The sequence below is a fragment of the Duganella sp. BJB1802 genome, from assembly GCF_013369445.1.
Taxonomy (GTDB): Bacteria; Pseudomonadota; Gammaproteobacteria; order Burkholderiales; family Burkholderiaceae_D; genus Rugamonas; species Rugamonas vulcania_A.
The window spans coordinates 337,090-353,915 of sequence record NZ_JABWEF010000004.1 but is presented as its reverse complement, the minus strand read 5'-3'; the positions used below and the strand labels follow the sequence as shown (position 1 = coordinate 353,915).

Genomic DNA, 16,826 nt, shown 5'->3' with positions numbered 1-16,826 from the left:
ACTAAATTATTTCCGTGACGCTATTTTATAGGTAACTTGGTGGTATTCTTCACTTCTTCCATCACGGCGTAAGTGTGGGTTTCACGTACGCCCTTCTGGAGCAGGGTTTTACCCAGGAATTCGCGGTAGGCCGCCATGTCCTTGACGCGGGCTTTGACCAGGTAGTCGAAGCCGCCGGCAACCATGTGGCATTCCAGCACTTCGGGGATCACCTGAACGCTGTGCTTGAAGGCGTCGAACACTTCGGGCGTGGTGCGATCGAGCACCACTTCGATGAAGACGAGCAGGGACACGTCGAGCAGCTGGGGATTCAGCTGCGCGGTGTAGCCCATGATGTAGCCGGACTCGTGCAACTTGCGCACGCGTTCCAGGCAAGCGGCCGGTGACAGGTTCACGCGCGCCGCCAGTTCCACATTGCTGATGCGGCCATCGCTCTGCAATTCCATCAAGATTTTCTTGCTGATCTTGTCTAACATTTCCGGGAACTCCCAAATAAATATTATTTGGTTAAATTGTCGCACTAAAAACAATCTATTGCTAGCCCCCTGCAATACCAGAATTAATCCAGAAGAAATCGCTTTACAATCGAATCATCAGCAGTTCGCACAGATTCACGCTCGCCAGCACTCGCCGGTCGAGCGTTTTTTTGTAATGAGCCGCGCCAAAATTTCCTTTCTGAGAGTATTCAATGCAAGCAGCAGCAGCCACCGGTTTCACCCCTTTCGCCGCCCTGCAGGATGAGATCCTGCGCGACCCGATTCCCCTGCGCGCAGCAGTGACGGCAGCCTATCGCCGCGACGAAGTCAGCGCCGTTCAGTGGTTGCTGGAACAGATCAAAAACAACGACGCCGGCACGCTGCAGCAGGCCCAGCAACTGGCCCATAAACTGGTCAGTTCAGTGCGCGAACAGCGCACCCGCGCCTCCGGCGTCGATGCCCTGATGCATGAGTTTTCCTTGTCATCCGAAGAAGGCGTGGCGCTGATGTGCCTGGCCGAAGCACTGTTGCGTATTCCCGACAACGCCACCGCCGACCGCCTGATCGCCGACAAAATCAGCAAGGGCGACTGGCGCAAGCATCTGGGCGAATCGCCGTCGCTGTTCGTCAACGCCGCCACCTGGGGCCTGCTGATCACCGGCAAGCTGGTGTCCACCAGCAGCGAGACCGGCCTGGGTTCGGCGTTGACCAAGCTCATCTCCAAGGGCGGCGAACCGCTGATCCGCAAGGGCGTGGACCTGGCGATGCGCATGCTGGGCAACCAGTTCGTCACCGGCCAGACCATCGCCGAGGCCATCAAGAACGGCCAGTCCAACGAGGCGCGCGGCTACCGTTATTCCTATGACATGCTGGGCGAGGCCGCGCTGACCGAGGCCGACGCCAAGAATTACTACGCCTCCTACGAAACCGCGATCCACGCGATTGGCAAGGCATCGAACGGCCGCGGCATCAAGAACGGCCCCGGCATTTCGGTGAAGCTGTCGGCGCTGCATCCGCGCTACAGCCGCGCCCAGCGCGCCCGCGTGATGGAGGAACTGCTGCCGCGCGTGCGCGAGTTGATGTTGCTGGCCAAGCACTACGACATCGGCCTGAACATCGACGCGGAAGAGGCCGATCGCCTGGAACTGTCGCTGGACCTGATTGAAGCGCTGGCGCACGACCCCGCGCTGGCCGGTTTCGAAGGCATCGGCATCGTTGTGCAGGCCTACCAGAAGCGTTGCCCCTTCGTCATCGACTACCTGATCGACCTGGCCAAGCGCAGCGGCCGCAAGTTCATGGTGCGCCTGGTCAAGGGCGCGTACTGGGATGCCGAGATCAAGCGCGCCCAGGTCGACGGCATGAGCGGCTACCCGGTCTACACGCGCAAGGTCTACACCGACGTCTCCTACCTGGTGTGCGCGCAAAAGCTGCTGGGCTCGACCGGCGTGATCTATCCGCAATTCGCCACCCACAACGCGCAAACCCTGTCGACGATCTACACCTGGGCCAAGCGCGACGGCGTGACCGACTACGAATTCCAGTGCCTGCACGGCATGGGCGAATCGCTGTACGACCAGGTGGTCGGCAAGGACAACCTGGACAAGCCTTGCCGCATCTACGCTCCGGTCGGCACCCATGAAACGCTGCTGGCCTACCTGGTGCGCCGCCTGCTGGAAAACGGCGCCAACTCCTCCTTCGTCAACCAGATCGTCGACGAGGCGATCCCGGTCGATTCGCTGATCAAGGATCCGGTGGCGCTGGCGCGCGAGCAGGGCGGCCTGCCGCACACCGGCATCGCGCTGCCGCTCGACATGTTCGGCGCCGAGCGCAAGAACTCGGCCGGCTTCGACCTCGCCAACGAGGACGTGCTGCGTAAAATTTCGGCAGAGTTGGCCGCGCCGCGCCGCTGGCACGCCGCGCCTTTGCTGGCGGGCGGCCTGAGCGCCGGCCAGCCGGTGCAGGACGTGAGCAACCCGGCGCAACGCAGCGACATCGTCGGCCAGCTGGTGGAAGCCAGCGCCGCCGACGTGGAAACCGCGCTGACCAGCGCCAGCAGTTTCGCCATGGATTGGCAGACCACCGAGCCGTCGCAACGCGCGGCCGCGCTGAACCGCGCCGCCGGCCTGTTCGAAGCCAACGCCATGGAACTGATGACGCTGGCGATCCGCGAAGCCGGCAAATCGCTGCCGAACGCCATCGCCGAACTGCGCGAGGCGGTCGACTTCCTGCGCTACTACGCGGCCGAAGTGCACGGCTCGACCAACACGCTGGCGCTGGGTCCGGTGACCTGCATCAGCCCGTGGAACTTCCCGCTGGCGATCTTCACCGGCCAGGTGGCGGCATCGCTGGCGGCCGGCAACGTGGTGCTGGCCAAGCCGGCCGAGCAGACGCCGCTGATCGCCCACCGCGCCGTCGAGCTGCTGCACGAGGCGGGCGTTCCGCGCGCCGCGCTGCAATTCCTGCCGGGCCGCGGCGAAGTGGTCGGCGCCGCGCTGACCGCCGACGCACGCGTCAAAGGCGTGATCTTCACCGGCTCGACCGAAGTGGCGCAACTGATCAACCGCACCCTGGCCAAGCGCGCCGTCGCGGAAAACGCCGACATCCCGCTGATCGCCGAAACCGGCGGCCAGAACGCCATGATCGTCGATTCGTCGGCGCTGCCGGAGCAGGTGGTGCAGGACGCGATCTCGTCGGCCTTCGACAGCGCCGGCCAGCGTTGCTCGGCGCTGCGCGTGCTGTTCCTGCAGGAAGATATCGCCGACAAGACCATCAAGATGCTCAAGGGCGCGATGCAGGAGCTGAAAGTCGGCTGCCCGGACCGCCTGGCGACCGACATCGGCCCGGTGATCGACGCCGAAGCCCAGCAAAACCTGCTGGCGCACATCAACAAGCTGAAGGCGACCGCGCTGAACTACTTCTCGCTGGACCTGCCGGCCAGCGTGACCACGGCCGGCACCTTCGTGCCGCCGACCGTGCTGGAAATCCGTTCGCTGTCCGAGCTGACGCAGGAAGTGTTCGGCCCGGTGCTGCACGTGATCCGCTACAAGCGCGCCGACCTGCCCAAGCTGATCGAGCAAATCAACGACAGCGGCTACGGCCTGACGCTGGGCGTGCACTCGCGCATCGATGAAACCATCGACTACATCAGCTCGCGCGCGCATGTGGGCAACATCTACATCAATCGCAACATCGTCGGCGCGGTGGTAGGCGTGCAGCCGTTCGGCGGCGAAGGCAAATCCGGCACCGGCCCGAAAGCCGGCGGCCCGCTGTACCTGAAGCGCCTGCAACGCGGCGCCATCATCAGCACGCAACACGAACGCCAGGCGACGCCGGGCCTGGACGCGCTGACCGTCTGGTCGAAAATGCACGGCCACGAACGCATCGCCAACCTGGCGGAGCAATACAGCCGCACCACGATGCTGGGCAGCCTGACGGTATTGCCAGGCCCGACGGGCGAACGCAACACACTGGCGCTGGTCGCGCGCGGCTGCGTGGTCTGCGCGGCCGGCACGCAAGCCGGCCTGCTGAACCAGATCGCGGCGACGCTGGCGACCGGCAATATCGCGCTGTTGACCGCTGAATCGTCCAAATTGTTGCCGGCGGATATGCCCGCGGTGGTCAAGGACCGTATACAGGTCATTGGCAGCCTGGACAGCTTCAATGGCGATTTCCAGATCGCGCTGGTGGAGACGATGCTGGTCGGTGGCCTGCGCGCCTCCCTGGCGGCCCGTAGCGGGGCGCTGGTGGGCTTGATCGACACCAACGAGGATGGCGCCATCCCCCTGTGGCGTTTGCTCGCTGAGCGCGCTCTGTGCGTGAATACGACCGCAGCTGGCGGCAACGCCAGCCTGATGACGCTGGACGCATAAACCTATCACCTGTTGTTGTTTTCGGGCCGGGATAAAACCCGGCCCTTTTTTTGCCTGATCAGGCCAATGGCCGGACAATCCGGAAGCCGAGATCGTCGATGGCGAAGGTGGGATGGCTGCGGCGGCGGTTCGCCGCCAGGCAGCCCCGTTCGGTATCCGCCCAGCCGCCGCCCCGGAATACCCGGTACGGCCCATACACCTCCGGATCGTACTGGTCTTCGCACCATTCCCAGACATTGCCCAGCATGTCGTGCAGACCCCAGCTATTGGGCTGTTTCTGGCCGACGGTGTGCGGGCGGCCGCCTGAATTTTCCCGGTACCAGGCAATCTCATCCAGATCACCGTAGCGCGGGCCGTTGGTGCCGGCCCGGCAGGCATATTCCCACTCGGCTTCGGTGGGCAGGCGATAGCCGTTGGCGCCGGCTATGCGCGAGGCGCCCATGCCATTGTCGTCTGGCTCATAAGCGGCGCGCAGACCGGCGTTGTGCGACAGCAAATTGCAAAACCGGACCGCATCGAGCCAGGAGACGTTCTCCACAGGGCATTGCCCAAAAGTGCGGGAAGAGGGCCAAAGCCCGGTGACGGCGGCATATTGTGCCTGTGTCACCGGATAGCAGCCGATTGCGAACGACGGCAGCTCGACGACCCAGGCCCGGCCGGTTCTATCGTCCCGCATGGCGATGGTTCCGCCGGGGATAACCATCATTTCAGACGGATCGAACATGTTCCCTGCAAAAACGCTCAATCACGTCAAAAGCGTAGCGGGAGGCCACGGTTTTGATGAAATGCATAAAGTCGACGGCCGCATCGTCATTGGCGTTGTCCGAGATCGTGCGGATGACGGCAAACGGAATGCCCAGCTCAAAACACACCTGCGCGACGGCTGCGCCTTCCATTTCCACTGCCAACAAATCAGGCAAAGCAGCCTTCAACGCCTGAATCTGGGCCAATTTGCCTATAAATTGATCACCGCTGGCGATCATTCCACGGTGTACGCGCGTGGTTTGCGCAGCTGCGGCAGCCAATTGTTCGGTTAAGGCAGTGTCAGTCGCGAAGCGCGACAAGCCCGTCAAAGGGATTTCAAACTGTGGAAAAAGCGGGCTGGCATCGAAATCATGTTGAACCAGTTCCTCGGCGACAACGATATCCCCGACTTTTACATTTTTATCCCCGCTTCCGGCGACGCCGGTGAAGACGATGTGGGTAACTCCGAACTTTTCCACAAGGATGGAGGCTGTCATGGCCGCTGCAACCTTGCCAATACGCGACAGAACGCACACAGCGTCGATTTCCCAGAGCTTCCCTCCCGTGTACTCGCGCATGCCGTGGACGAGCTTGTAGGGGCTCTCAAGGGCTTCTATCAGCCCATGCTGTTCTTCAGCTAATGCACTGATGATGCCTAAACGCATACTTTTCCTTGGTTTTCAGAGGTGGAGGCTGTGGATTTCAAGCGGTTTTTCCACAGAGGTTTACGAAAAACGGTCGATTTTAAGGCGTTTTTTGTGCTCTGGGGTCTTTTCAGAACGCGAGCAGGCGTTCAGATTCGGTTTACTTGTTTACAAAGGATTTATATAAAAATAGTAGTAATAGTAAACGAGCAAAAGCCTGTGGATAAGTCATGTATACGTTTACAAATCATTTGTTTACGCGAAAGATAAGCACTTGCATAAGCGCTGTACCAGTTCAGGAGCAATTCTGTATAAAATGTCGGCCTTTGGACAACTTCGTCCTTACTCACAAGTCGTCCTGTGGATATCCAGCGAGTTATTCACAGGTGGAAGCTCGTTTTTGATCTGTTTTTCCAATTCTTCGGCCGAAATCGGCTTGGAAAACAGGTATCCCTGCCCTAAATCGCATCCGGCGGCCGTCAAAGCGGCAAGCTGTTGAGGTGTTTCGATGCCTTCGGCGATGACTTTGATGTCCAGCTTGTGCGCCATGGCGATAATCGCCTCGCAAAGTACGATGCCGTCGGTCCCGTTCGACAGATTGGACACAAAAGTCGGGTCGATTTTGATGTAATCGATATCGAAGCGCCTTAAAAAGGCTACCGAGCAATAGCCGGTACCGAAATCGTCCAACGAAATCTGCATATGGGCATGTTGAAGCGCCAACATCCGCTCCGAAACCGAGTTCGCCGTATCCAGCAACAAGTTTTCCGTCACTTCGATGATGATGCTGTTCGCGTCCAGATGCAGTTCTTGGAGAAAATCCAGCCATTGTTCGTAATTGCTGCCGTTATCGCGGAACTGCCACGCCGATTTGTTCACGCTGATCTGAAAATCAGGCAATCCCAGGGCCTGCAGCTTCTGCACTTCCCGCGCCGCCTGCTTGAAAACCCAGTCGCCGATGCCGACGATCATGCCGCTGCTTTCCGCGATGCTGATAAATTCGGCAGGATTTAGCAGTCCGCGCACTGGATGTTGCCAACGCACCAGCGCTTCCGCCTTGCAGATCTTGCCGCTGGCCAGGTCGATAATCGGCTGGAACAAGATCCGCAACTCATCGTGATTGACCGCTTCGCGCAATTCGTTGACCAAGGTCATGCGTACGCGCGTCGCCTCCTGCATGAACGGGGCGAAATAATTGAAGCGGTTCCGGCCCTGCTGCTTGGCCGCGTACATGGCCTGGTCGGCGTTTTTGATTAAAGTTTCAGCATCGGCGCCGTCCTCGGGATACAGCGTGATGCCGATGCTGCTGGAAATATGGGCAATGTGCTTGTCCCCGGCATTGCCCAAGTTGAACGGCGTGCTCATTTGCTTGAGGATTTCCTGCGCCGTGCGGACCACGTCGCTGGCGTTGTGCAGCTCGCTCAAGATGACGGTGAACTCGTCGCCGCCCAGGCGCGCGACCGTATCCGTCCCGCGCACGGCGGCGGACAGGCGGATTGCCACTTCTTTGAGCAGCAGATCGCCTTTGTCGTGGCCCAAGGTGTCGTTGATTTCCTTGAAGTGGTCGAGATCGATAAACACCAGCGCCATCGGCAGATGAGAGCGGTCGGTCTTTTTCATTTCCTGGCGTAGATGTTCATGGAACATGCGCCGGTTTGGCAGTCCGGTCAGCGCATCGAAATTGGCCTGGCGCCAGACCAGTTCTTCCGATGCCTTCCTTTTGGTGATGTCGCTCAACAATGCAACGTAGCGGAATGGATTGCCCAATTCGTCATAAACGGTGTTGAAGCGCATCGCCACCAGGTACTCTTCGCCGTCCTTATGCTGATGCCAGAGTTCACCTTCCCACTGGCCGGTATGGGCGATCGACTCGAACATGCGCGTGTAGAAGTTGATGTCCTGGCGGGTGGTCGTCAACTCATAGCCCCGGTGGCCGATGACTTCCTTTTCCGTATAGCCGCTCAGCAGGGAAAAGGCAGGATTCACGGTCAGGATCCGGCCATCCGCGTCGGTGACCATCATGCCTTCGCCGCTGTTCTGGAAAAGCAAGGCCGCCAACTTCATGGATTCCTCGTTTTTCTTGCGTTCTTCCTCGTTGGCCAGCAGCTTTTGTTCCATTTCCCGGCTCGCGGAGTAGAGCGCGCGGAAGCGCAGTTCGCGTTCCTCCTGCCTGGTGTAGGTGCGCAGTGAAAAATGACCGGCGCCTGCGATCAGGATCAGCAACAAGATCAAACCAGCGCCAGCAATCAAGGAGTTTTGCTGAAGCAATCTGGCCGACTCGGAATCGCTGCTGCCGACAACGACGATCAATGGAAGTTTTTCAAAAACGCGATAGCTGAATACGCGCGTGAGCTTGTCGGCGTTGCCGATGGTTTTGTAGGTGCCGGAGTTGGCGCGACGAACATTGTCGAACAGGTCGGTCGATCCCAAGTCGCGGCCAAACGAAGTTTCAAAATTCGGCACGGCAGCGATCACCTTGCCGCGGGCATGGACCAGCGCGATCGAGATGTCCGAATTGAAGCGCGAATTTTCAAATACGGTGACATAGCGGCTGACATTGAGCGGAGCAACGATCACTCCCAGAAATTCTCCCTTGGCGCTTTCCACCCGGCGGCTGAGAAAAAACAACCTCTGGCTGCTGCGCAGGCCGAGTGCGGGTTCCCCAACGAACAATTTGCCGCGCATTGCGATATCCAGGTGGGCTTTGAAATAATCGCGATCGGCGTAGCGGGAACCGTTGATGTTGTTGCCGGTCGAAGTGGCGATTGCAACGCCCTTGGTGTCGAGAAAAGTGATCCAGTATTCGCCGTTGAACGTGGAGCCGCGCGAGGACAACAGTTCCGACATCATTTCCGGTGAGTTCCGTTGTTGCGCGTTCAAAACCTTGATGGCGTTCGCGAAGCCGATCAAGGACAGGTCGACCGATTGAAGCGAGTACAGCACATGCGCTTCCATCGCCTTGACGTGATGTTCGGTCTGGGTCTTGACCGCGAGTTCGCGTTCAACGTAGGTGGTGCGGAATTGGGAAACAACGACGGCAATGGCCAGGGTAGCCATCAGGAAAAGGCCTGTGATCAGACGTCGCCGAAAGCGCAGATAAGCCGGCGACCGCAGATGTTTGCGCTGAGAGGACAAAATGTCTCCGCCTGAGGCTGGTTGTTTGCGAATTCAGTATAGGGGAAAGCAGATGTTGGCGAAATCTTATTTCCGTTTCAGTGGGGTATCAGGCTGTCCAGGCGCTTGCGCCTGTGGTTTTTGGGTTTATGGTTTACTCTAAAGATGTATATATAAAAATAGTAGTAGTTGTTAACGCAGACACTTTTCTGTGGATAAGTGTTCATTTTGGATTAAAATCAGGCGTTTACGAACTGCATAAGCGGGCGAGAAAGCCGTGTATGAGCAAAGAACTGTTTTGGGATAAGAAAAAGCGTCCCCAGAAATTTTTTGTTTACACACATTTCGTGCCTGTGGATATCCATAGACTTATCCACATGTCGTAAACGCCATTTTTAGTGAGAAATCCGATGAATTTGGCATCAATTTTTCCTCATCCCATCATTCAGGGACCGACCGCCGGCGGCAACAACAATCCCGCGCAGGTGGCTGCTGTCTCCAATGCCGGCGCGCTGGGTTCGCTGGCCTGCTCCCTGCTTTCGCCGGACGTCATCCGTAGCCAGACCGAGCAAATCCGCGCCCTGACCGACAAGCCGTTTTGCCTGAATTTCTTCGTCTTGGAGACGCCTAAGCCGGCCCCGGAAGAAGTGGCCCGTGCCAAGGAATGGCTGAAGCCGTTCGCCTCGACGCTGGGCTGGACCGAGGTGCCGACCCCGGCGAAATGGTGCGAAGACTTCGCCGCCCAGTTCGAAACGCTGATCGAATTGCGGCCCGCCGTGGCCAGTTTTACCTTCGGCATCCTCAGCGCGGAGCAGATCCGGCGCTTGCATGAAGCAGGCATTTTCGTCATCGGCACGATCACCCATGCCGACGAAGCGCTGGCCTGGCAAAGCAGGGGCGCCGATGCGGTGATCGCTTCCGGCACCGAGTCCGGCGGCCATCGCGGCACCTTCATCGGCGCGCAGGAAGACGCCAAGCTGACCACTTTCGAGCTGCTGCCGACCATCGTCGAGGCGGTGCATATTCCGGTGATCGCCGCCGGTGGCATCATGGACGGCGCCGATATCAAGCGGGCACTGGACGGCGGCGCCCAAGCGGTGCAGATGGGCACGGCGTTCCTGGTGTGCGATGAATCGTCCATCAATCCGCATTACAAGCAACGTCTGCTGACGGCGGGCGATCATCCGACCCGGCTGACGCGCACGTTTTCCGGCCGTTATGCGCGCGGATTGGAGAACCGCTTCATGCTTGAAATGGCCGCAGTGGAAAAACAAATTCCACCTTATCCGATACAGAACGCATTGACCGGCGCCATCCGCGCGGAAGCGGGCAAGTGCGGCGAGACCGAACTGATGTCGCTGTGGTGCGGAACCGGTGTCGCGCGGGCGCGGCCTATGCCGGCGGCGCAGCTGGTAAAAACCTTGTTGGCGGAGATAGCTGCCGCCTGACTGAAGCACCGCTCTTGGAGGAGAAGTTTTTGGAATCAGCAGGCATTTACGATTACATCATCATTGGTGCAGGCTCGGCTGGCTGCGTATTGGCAAACCGCTTGAGCGCGAACAGAAACGCGAATGTCCTGCTGATCGAGGCAGGTGGCAAAGACGATTATGTGTGGATCCATATCCCCGTTGGTTATCTGCATTGCATAGATAATCCGCGGACCGATTGGATGTTCCGCACCGAGGCCGATCCCGGCTTGGGCGGACGCAGCCTGCTTTACCCGCGCGGCAAAGTGCTGGGCGGCAGTTCCTCCATCAACGGCATGATCTACATGCGGGGCCAGGCCGGAGATTACGACCGCTGGGCCGAGCTGACAGGCGACGACAGCTGGCGCTGGTCGTCGGTGCTGCCGCTGTTCAAAAAGAGCGAGGACTATCACGGCGGCGCATCCGAATTGCACGGCGCGGGCGGTCCGTGGCGCGTGGAAAAGCAGCGCCTGTCGTGGAAAATCCTCGACGCGTTCCGCGACGCGGCGGAGCAGACCGGCATTCAGAAAGTGGACGATTTCAATCGCGGCGACAACGCCGGCTGCGGCTATTTCGACGTCAATCAAAAACGCGGCATCCGCTGGAATACGGCGAAGGCGTTTTTGAAACCGGTGTCGATGCGGCCCAACCTGACCATTATGACCGGCTGCCACGTGGAACGTTTGCAGATCGAAATGAGCGATCGCGGGCCGGTGTGCAAAGGTGTGATTTTCACCGGCGGCGGCACGCAGTTCACCGCCACCGCCGACAAAGAAACCCTGCTGGCGGCTGGGGCCGTTGGTTCTCCACAGATTTTGCAATGCTCGGGTATCGGCGCGGCCGACCGTTTGCGCCAGCATGGAATCGAGCCGCTTGCCGACCTGCCTGGCGTCGGCGAAAACCTGCAGGACCATCTGCAACTGCGCATGATCTACAAGCTCGGCGGCGGCGCCCGCACGTTGAACACGATGGCATCCAGTTGGTACGGCAAGATGAAAATCGGCCTTGAGTACGCGATGTTCCAGAGCGGGCCGATGTCGATGGCGCCTTCGCAGCTGGGTGCTTTTGCGCGTTCCGATTCCACGCAAACCACGCCGAATCTGCAGTACCACGTCCAGCCGCTGTCGCTGGAAAAATTCGGCGAACCCTTGCACGCCTTCCCCGCGTTCACTGCCAGCGTTTGCAATCTGCGGCCGACCTCGCGCGGCCATGTACGTATCGCCAGCGCGGATTCGTACGCGCCGCCGAAGATTTCGCCGATGTATCTGAGTACGCCGGAAGACCGCAAAGTCGCCGCCGACGCGTTGACGTTGACGCGCCAGATCGTCGCGGCGCCGGCGTTGAAACGCTACGCGCCGGAGGAGTACAAGCCAGGCGTTCACTACCGCACGGAGGAAGAACTGGCTGCGGCGGCGGGCGCGATTGGCACCACGATTTTCCATCCGGTAGGCACCTGCAAAATGGGCCCCGTCGATGACCGGAGCGCCGTCGTCGACAGCGCTTTGCGTGTAATTGGCATACAAGGATTGCGCGTGATTGACGCTTCCGTCATGCCGTTTATCACCTCGGGAAATACCAATTCACCGACGATTATGATTGCGGAGAAAGCTTCAGAGCTGATTCGTTCAGAGTGGAAATGAAACCCTGTGTTCGCTAGGTCTAGATCAAAAGTAGACCGTAGTTATACTGTATTGTTAGCCAATTTGTTACTGTGTATGATCTAAAAAAAATTTAGTAGTTTGAAAAGAATAACAAGGAGACAGGATGTCCGGCGTTATCTTGGAAACAAAGCACTTGACCAAGGAATTCAAAGGTTTTACCGCGGTCAATGATGTGAATTTGAAAGTACAGCGCGGCCACATCCACGCGCTGATCGGCCCCAATGGCGCCGGTAAAACCACATGCTTCAATTTGCTCACCAAGTTTCTGGTGCCCACCTCGGGTCAGATTCTTTTCAACGACAAGGACATCACCTTCGCCAAGCCGGCGCAGATCGCCCGCATGGGCGTGATCCGTTCCTTCCAGATTTCCGCAGTCTTTCCGCACCTGACGGTGCTGCAAAATGTTCGCATCGGATTGCAGCGCCAGCTCGGCACCAGCTTCAATTTCTGGCAGAGCGAACGGTCGCTGAACAAGCTCAACGACCGCGCGATGCAGTTGCTGGCGGAGGTCGACCTGACCGAGTTCGCGGACACCATCACCGTCGATATGCCTTATGGCCGCAAGCGCGCTTTGGAAATCGCCACCACGCTGGCGATGGAACCGGAGCTGATGCTGCTGGACGAACCGACCCAGGGCATGGGCCACGAGGACGTGCACCGCGTGACGGAACTGATCAAAAAAGTTTCGGCAGGCCGCACCATTCTGATGGTCGAACACAATATGAAAGTGGTCTCCGGCATCTGCGACAAGATCTCCGTCTTGCAGCGCGGCGCGATGCTGGCGGAAGGCACATACGCCGAAGTTTCAAGTAATCCACAAGTGATGGAAGCCTATATGGGCACCGAAGCCGCAGTGCTGGAAGGAGCCCACTGATGGCCGCCGCTCTGGAAATCTCCAACCTGCAAACCTGGTACGGCGAATCGCATATTTTGCACGACGTGAACCTGACGGTGCAGCCCGGCGAAGTGGTGACGCTGCTGGGCCGCAACGGCGCCGGCCGCACCACCACGCTGCGCGCCATCATGGGCCTGACTGGTGCGCGCAAGGGGTCGATCAAGGTCAACGGCGTGGAGGCGATCGGTTTCCCGACGCATAAAATCGCCCACCTCGGCATCGGCTATTGCCCGGAAGAGCGCGGCATTTTCTCGTCGCTGTCGACCGAGGAAAACCTGATGCTGCCGCCGCAACTGGCCACCGGCGAGAAGGGCATGTCGGTCGAGGAAATCTACGCGATGTTCCCCAACCTGGAGGAGCGCAAGCACAGCCAGGGCACGCGGCTGTCCGGCGGCGAGCAGCAGATGCTGGCGGTGGCGCGCATCCTGCGCACCGGCGCGCGCCTGCTGCTGCTCGATGAAATCTCCGAAGGCCTGGCGCCGGTCATCGTGCAGGGCCTGGCGCGGATGATCACCACGCTCAAGGCCAAGGGCTACACCATCGTCATGGTGGAACAGAATTTCCGGTTTGCCGCCCCGCTGGCGGACCGGTTTTATGTGATGGAACATGGTCAGATCGTCGAGACCTTTGTTGCATCGGAATTGAGCGCCAAGATGCCGGTCCTGACCGAGCTTCTGGGTGTCTGAGTAAGTGTACAAAAAATAGACCAGCACTACTTCTTGAACGAACGGAGACAAAATGAAACTCAAAGCCATCACCATCGCAGCCACCGCCGTGTGCGCACTCGGCCTGTCCTTTGCTGCCCAAGCCCAGGTTTCCGGCGACACCATCAAGATCGGCATGATCACCGACATGTCCGGCCTCTACACGGACATCGACGGCGCCGGCGGTGCCGAGGCCATCAAGATGGCGATTGCCGACGCCGGCGTGGTCATCGCCGGTAAAAAGGTCGAGTTCATCTCCGCCGACCACCAGAACAAGGCCGACATCGCCGCCTCCAAGGCGCGCGAATGGTTCGACCAGCAGGGCGTCGACATGCTGATCGGCGGCACCAACTCGGGCGCCAACCTGGCCATGGCCAAGGTCGCGGCCGAGAAGAAAAAAGTGTTCATCTCGATCGGCGCCGGCTCGGCCCGTTTGACCAATGAGGAATGCACGCCGTACACGATCCACTACGCCTACGACACCATCGCGCTGGCGCGCGGCACCGGCGGCGCCATCGTCAAGCAGGGCGGCAAGAGCTGGTACTTCCTGACCGCCGACTATGCTTTCGGCCAGTCGCTGGAAAAAGACACGGCGGACGTGGTGAAAGCCAACGGCGGCAAGGTGCTGGGTGCGGTCAAGCATCCGCTGTCGGCGTCGGACTTCTCGTCCTTCCTGCTGCAGGCGCAATCGTCGGGCGCGCAGATCCTGGGCCTGGCCAACGCCGGCGGCGACGCGATCAACTCGATCAAGGCCGCCAACGAGTTCGGCATCACCAAGAAGATGAAACTGGCCGGCTTGCTGATCTTCATCAACGACGTGCACTCGCTGGGCCTGAACCTGACCCAGGGCATGTACCTGACCGACGGCTGGTACTGGGATGCGAATGCCGACACCCGCGCCTGGTCGCAGCGCTACTTCGCCAAAATGAAGAAGGAACCGTCGATGCTGCAGGCGGCCGACTACTCGGCGGCGGCCAACTACCTGAAGGCGGTCAAGGCAGTGGGCAGCGACGACACCGACAAGGTCATGGCCTACCTGAAGGCCAACAAGATCAACGACATGTTCGCCAAGAACGGCGTGATCCGTCCGGACGGCCGCATGGTCCACGATATGTACCTGATGGAAGTGAAGAAGCCGTCGGAATCGAAATATCCATGGGACTACTACAAGGTCATCGCCACCATTCCGGGCGACCAGGCTTACGCCACCAAGGCGGAAACCAAGTGCTCCCTGTGGAAATAAGCTGAGTTGCACACAGGCCGGGCGCCCTTGCCCGGCCTTTTTCTGGTGTCACGCCGTCCCGTCCGGGAGGGCGATCTTTATATTGTGATCTCATGGAAATATTCGGCTACCCCTTGCCCATGATTATGAGCCAGCTGATGCTGGGCCTGGTCAACGGCTCCTTCTATGCCATGCTGTCGCTCGGCCTGGCGGTGATCTTCGGCCTGCTGAACGTGATTAATTTCTCGCACGGCGCGCTGTACATGATGGGCGCGTTTGTCGCCTGGATGGGCATGGCCTACCTCGGCCTGAACTACTGGGTGATGCTGGTGCTGGCGCCGCTGATCGTCGGCGTGTTCGGCATCGTCATCGAAAAAACCATGCTGCGCTGGCTCTACAAGCTGGACCATCTTTACGGCCTGCTGCTGACCTTCGGCATCACGCTGCTGGTGGAAGGCGTGTTCCGCTCGTTCTACGGCGTGTCCGGCCAGCCTTTCCAAGTGCCCGAGGCGTTGGCGGGCGCGACCGACCTCGGCTTCATGGTGTTGCCGAACTACCGCGCCTGGGTGGTGGTGGCGTCGCTGGCGGTGTGCCTGTCGACCTGGTTCGTCATCGAAAAGACCAAACTGGGCGCCTACTTGCGCGCCGGCACCGAGAATCCCAAGCTGGTCGAGGCGTTCGGCATCAACGTTCCGCTGATGGTCACGCTTACCTACGGCTTCGGCGTCGCTTTGGCGGGCTTTGCAGGGGTGCTGGCGGCCCCGGTGATCCAGGTGCAGCCCCTGATGGGGCAGAACCTGATTATCGTCGTATTCGCCGTTGTGGTGATCGGTGGCATGGGTTCGATCATGGGCTCCATCCTGACCGGTCTCGGCCTGGGCGTGATCGAGGGCCTGACCAAGGTGTTCTACCCGGAATTTTCGTCGACGGTGGTGTTCCTGGTGATGGTCGTCGTGTTGTTGATCCGTCCCGCCGGCTTGTTCGGTAAAGAAAAATAAGAGGCCGCAGATGAATAAAAACATAGGTTATCTCGTCGCCTTCGCGATTGCGCTGGCGGCGCCGTTTGTCGGCTATCCGGTGTTCCTGGCCAAGCTGCTGTGCTTTGCGTTGTTCGCCAGCGCCTTCAATTTGCTGATCGGCTTCACCGGCTTGCTGTCGTTCGGCCACGCGGCCTTCTTCGGCGCCGCCGGCTACGTGGCCGGCAACGCCATGAAGGTGTGGGGCTGGCCGGTCGAGCTGGGCCTGCTGGCCGGCGTCGTGGCCGGCGCCTTCATCGGCCTGGTGATGGGCGCGCTGGCGATCCGCCGCCAGGGCATCTATTTCTCGATGATCACGCTGGCGCTGGCCCAGATGGTGTACTTCGGCGCGCTGCGCGCCGGCGAGTTCACCGGCGGCGAGGATGGGCTGCAGGGCGTTCCACGTGGAAAACTGCTGGGCCTGGTCGACCTGAGCAACGACACCGCGCTGTACTTCTTCGTGCTGGGCATCGCCGTGCTGGCCTTCATGCTGATCGTTCGCACCGTGCATTCGCCGTTCGGCCAGGTGCTGAAGGCGATCAAGGAAAACGAGCCGCGCGCTATTTCGCTCGGCTACGATGTGGACAAGTACAAGCTGCTGGCCTTCGTGCTGTCGGCCGCGCTGGCCGGCCTGGCGGGCGCGTCCAACATGCTGGTGCAGGGTTTTGAAACGCTGACCGACGTCCACTGGAGCATGTCCGGCCTGGTGATCTTGATGACCCTGGTGGGCGGCATGGGCACGCTGGCCGGCCCGATGCTGGGCGCCATCCTCATCATCGCGCTGGAAAACAAGCTGGGCGATTTCGGCATCTTCATGGTTTCGCACACCGGCATCGAATGGTTCAACACCATCGGCGAAGCGGTCAACATGGTGATCGGTTTCATCTTCATCGTTTGCGTGCTGCTGTTCCGGCGCGGCATAGTCGGCGAGATCGTCGCCAAGTTCGGCCTCGGCGGCGCCAAAAAAGCAGCTTGATGCAGCACACACGCCGGACGTTCTGTCCGGCGTTTTTAT

Annotated in this window: 12 protein-coding genes; 8 read left to right on the top strand and 4 right to left on the bottom strand. The window is 59.7% G+C overall.

The window, feature by feature from the left end; translation table 11 throughout:
- Window positions 1-20 precede the first annotated feature (20 nt).
- Window positions 21-476 carry an Lrp/AsnC ligand binding domain-containing protein gene (locus HUX88_RS09355; protein WP_008443393.1) on the bottom strand — a complete coding sequence of 152 codons (456 nt, stop codon included), beginning with the start codon at window positions 474-476 and terminating at the stop codon, window positions 21-23.
- A gap of 212 nt (window positions 477-688) precedes the next feature.
- Here HUX88_RS09355 and putA point away from each other — a divergent pair, with 212 nt between their 5' ends.
- Window positions 689-4,345, top strand: a complete 3,657-nt coding sequence (gene putA, locus HUX88_RS09350; RefSeq protein ID WP_176361585.1) for a trifunctional transcriptional regulator/proline dehydrogenase/L-glutamate gamma-semialdehyde dehydrogenase — start codon at window positions 689-691, stop codon at window positions 4,343-4,345.
- Between the two features lie 58 nt (window positions 4,346-4,403).
- On the opposite strand, the gene HUX88_RS09345 is transcribed toward putA, so the two are convergent.
- The 3 genes from HUX88_RS09345 to HUX88_RS09335 all read right to left on the bottom strand — a co-directional run bounded on the left by HUX88_RS09345 (window position 4,404) and on the right by HUX88_RS09335 (window position 8,790).
- The gene (locus tag HUX88_RS09345; RefSeq protein ID WP_217916264.1) at window positions 4,404-5,069 is read right to left on the bottom strand and encodes a formylglycine-generating enzyme family protein; all 666 of its coding nucleotides are present in this window, start codon (window positions 5,067-5,069) and stop codon (window positions 4,404-4,406) included.
- A complete protein-coding gene (locus tag HUX88_RS09340; RefSeq protein WP_176361584.1) occupies window positions 5,053-5,754 on the bottom strand; it encodes a 5'-methylthioadenosine/adenosylhomocysteine nucleosidase in 702 nt (233 codons plus the stop codon). Before HUX88_RS09340 ends, HUX88_RS09345 begins: the two co-directional genes overlap by 17 nt.
- Window positions 5,755-6,075: 321 nt before the next feature.
- The gene (locus HUX88_RS09335) at window positions 6,076-8,790 is read right to left on the bottom strand and encodes an EAL domain-containing protein (RefSeq protein WP_176361583.1); all 2,715 of its coding nucleotides are present in this window, start codon (window positions 8,788-8,790) and stop codon (window positions 6,076-6,078) included.
- Window positions 8,791-9,257: 467 nt separating this feature from the next.
- On the opposite strand from HUX88_RS09335, the gene HUX88_RS09330 reads away from it, so the two are divergent.
- The 7 genes from HUX88_RS09330 to HUX88_RS09300 all read left to right on the top strand — a co-directional run bounded on the left by HUX88_RS09330 (window position 9,258) and on the right by HUX88_RS09300 (window position 16,787).
- The gene (locus tag HUX88_RS09330) at window positions 9,258-10,295 is read left to right on the top strand and encodes a nitronate monooxygenase family protein (protein WP_176361582.1); all 1,038 of its coding nucleotides are present in this window, start codon (window positions 9,258-9,260) and stop codon (window positions 10,293-10,295) included.
- A gap of 29 nt (window positions 10,296-10,324) precedes the next feature.
- Window positions 10,325-11,953: a GMC family oxidoreductase gene (locus HUX88_RS09325; protein ID WP_176361581.1), complete on the top strand. Its 1,629-nt coding sequence runs from the start codon at window positions 10,325-10,327 to the stop codon at window positions 11,951-11,953.
- A gap of 124 nt (window positions 11,954-12,077) precedes the next feature.
- Entirely contained in the window at window positions 12,078-12,848 is a 771-nt protein-coding gene (locus HUX88_RS09320; protein ID WP_117012344.1) for an ABC transporter ATP-binding protein, read from the top strand.
- Window positions 12,848-13,555, top strand: a complete 708-nt coding sequence (locus HUX88_RS09315; RefSeq protein WP_117012345.1) for an ABC transporter ATP-binding protein — start codon at window positions 12,848-12,850, stop codon at window positions 13,553-13,555. The genes HUX88_RS09320 and HUX88_RS09315 overlap by 1 nt, the downstream gene beginning before the upstream one ends.
- Window positions 13,556-13,607: 52 nt before the next feature.
- A complete protein-coding gene (locus HUX88_RS09310; protein WP_176361580.1) occupies window positions 13,608-14,816 on the top strand; it encodes an ABC transporter substrate-binding protein in 1,209 nt (402 codons plus the stop codon).
- 92 nt (window positions 14,817-14,908) lie between these two features.
- Window positions 14,909-15,793 (top strand): branched-chain amino acid ABC transporter permease, encoded by an 885-nt coding sequence (locus tag HUX88_RS09305; protein WP_176361579.1) that lies wholly within the window; start codon window positions 14,909-14,911, stop codon window positions 15,791-15,793.
- Window positions 15,794-15,803: 10 nt separating this feature from the next.
- Window positions 15,804-16,787: a branched-chain amino acid ABC transporter permease gene (locus HUX88_RS09300; protein WP_176361578.1), complete on the top strand. Its 984-nt coding sequence runs from the start codon at window positions 15,804-15,806 to the stop codon at window positions 16,785-16,787.
- The last annotated feature ends 39 nt before the right edge of the window (window positions 16,788-16,826 follow it).

Excerpts from the sequence above, each read along its gene's own strand:
- HUX88_RS09355 (WP_008443393.1), bottom strand. The coding sequence starts at position 476 with ATGTTAGACAAGATCAGCAAGAAAATCTTGATGGAATTGCAGAGCGAT.
- putA (WP_176361585.1), top strand. The coding sequence starts at position 689 with ATGCAAGCAGCAGCAGCCACCGGTTTCACCCCTTTCGCCGCCCTGCAG.
- HUX88_RS09345 (WP_217916264.1), bottom strand. The coding sequence starts at position 5,069 with ATGTTCGATCCGTCTGAAATGATGGTTATCCCCGGCGGAACCATCGCC.
- HUX88_RS09340 (WP_176361584.1), bottom strand. The coding sequence starts at position 5,754 with ATGCGTTTAGGCATCATCAGTGCATTAGCTGAAGAACAGCATGGGCTG.
- HUX88_RS09335 (WP_176361583.1), bottom strand. The coding sequence starts at position 8,790 with ATGGCTACCCTGGCCATTGCCGTCGTTGTTTCCCAATTCCGCACCACC.
- HUX88_RS09330 (WP_176361582.1), top strand. The coding sequence starts at position 9,258 with ATGAATTTGGCATCAATTTTTCCTCATCCCATCATTCAGGGACCGACC.
- HUX88_RS09320 (WP_117012344.1), top strand. The coding sequence starts at position 12,078 with ATGTCCGGCGTTATCTTGGAAACAAAGCACTTGACCAAGGAATTCAAA.
- HUX88_RS09315 (WP_117012345.1), top strand. The coding sequence starts at position 12,848 with ATGGCCGCCGCTCTGGAAATCTCCAACCTGCAAACCTGGTACGGCGAA.
- HUX88_RS09310 (WP_176361580.1), top strand. The coding sequence starts at position 13,608 with ATGAAACTCAAAGCCATCACCATCGCAGCCACCGCCGTGTGCGCACTC.
- HUX88_RS09305 (WP_176361579.1), top strand. The coding sequence starts at position 14,909 with ATGGAAATATTCGGCTACCCCTTGCCCATGATTATGAGCCAGCTGATG.
- HUX88_RS09300 (WP_176361578.1), top strand. The coding sequence starts at position 15,804 with ATGAATAAAAACATAGGTTATCTCGTCGCCTTCGCGATTGCGCTGGCG.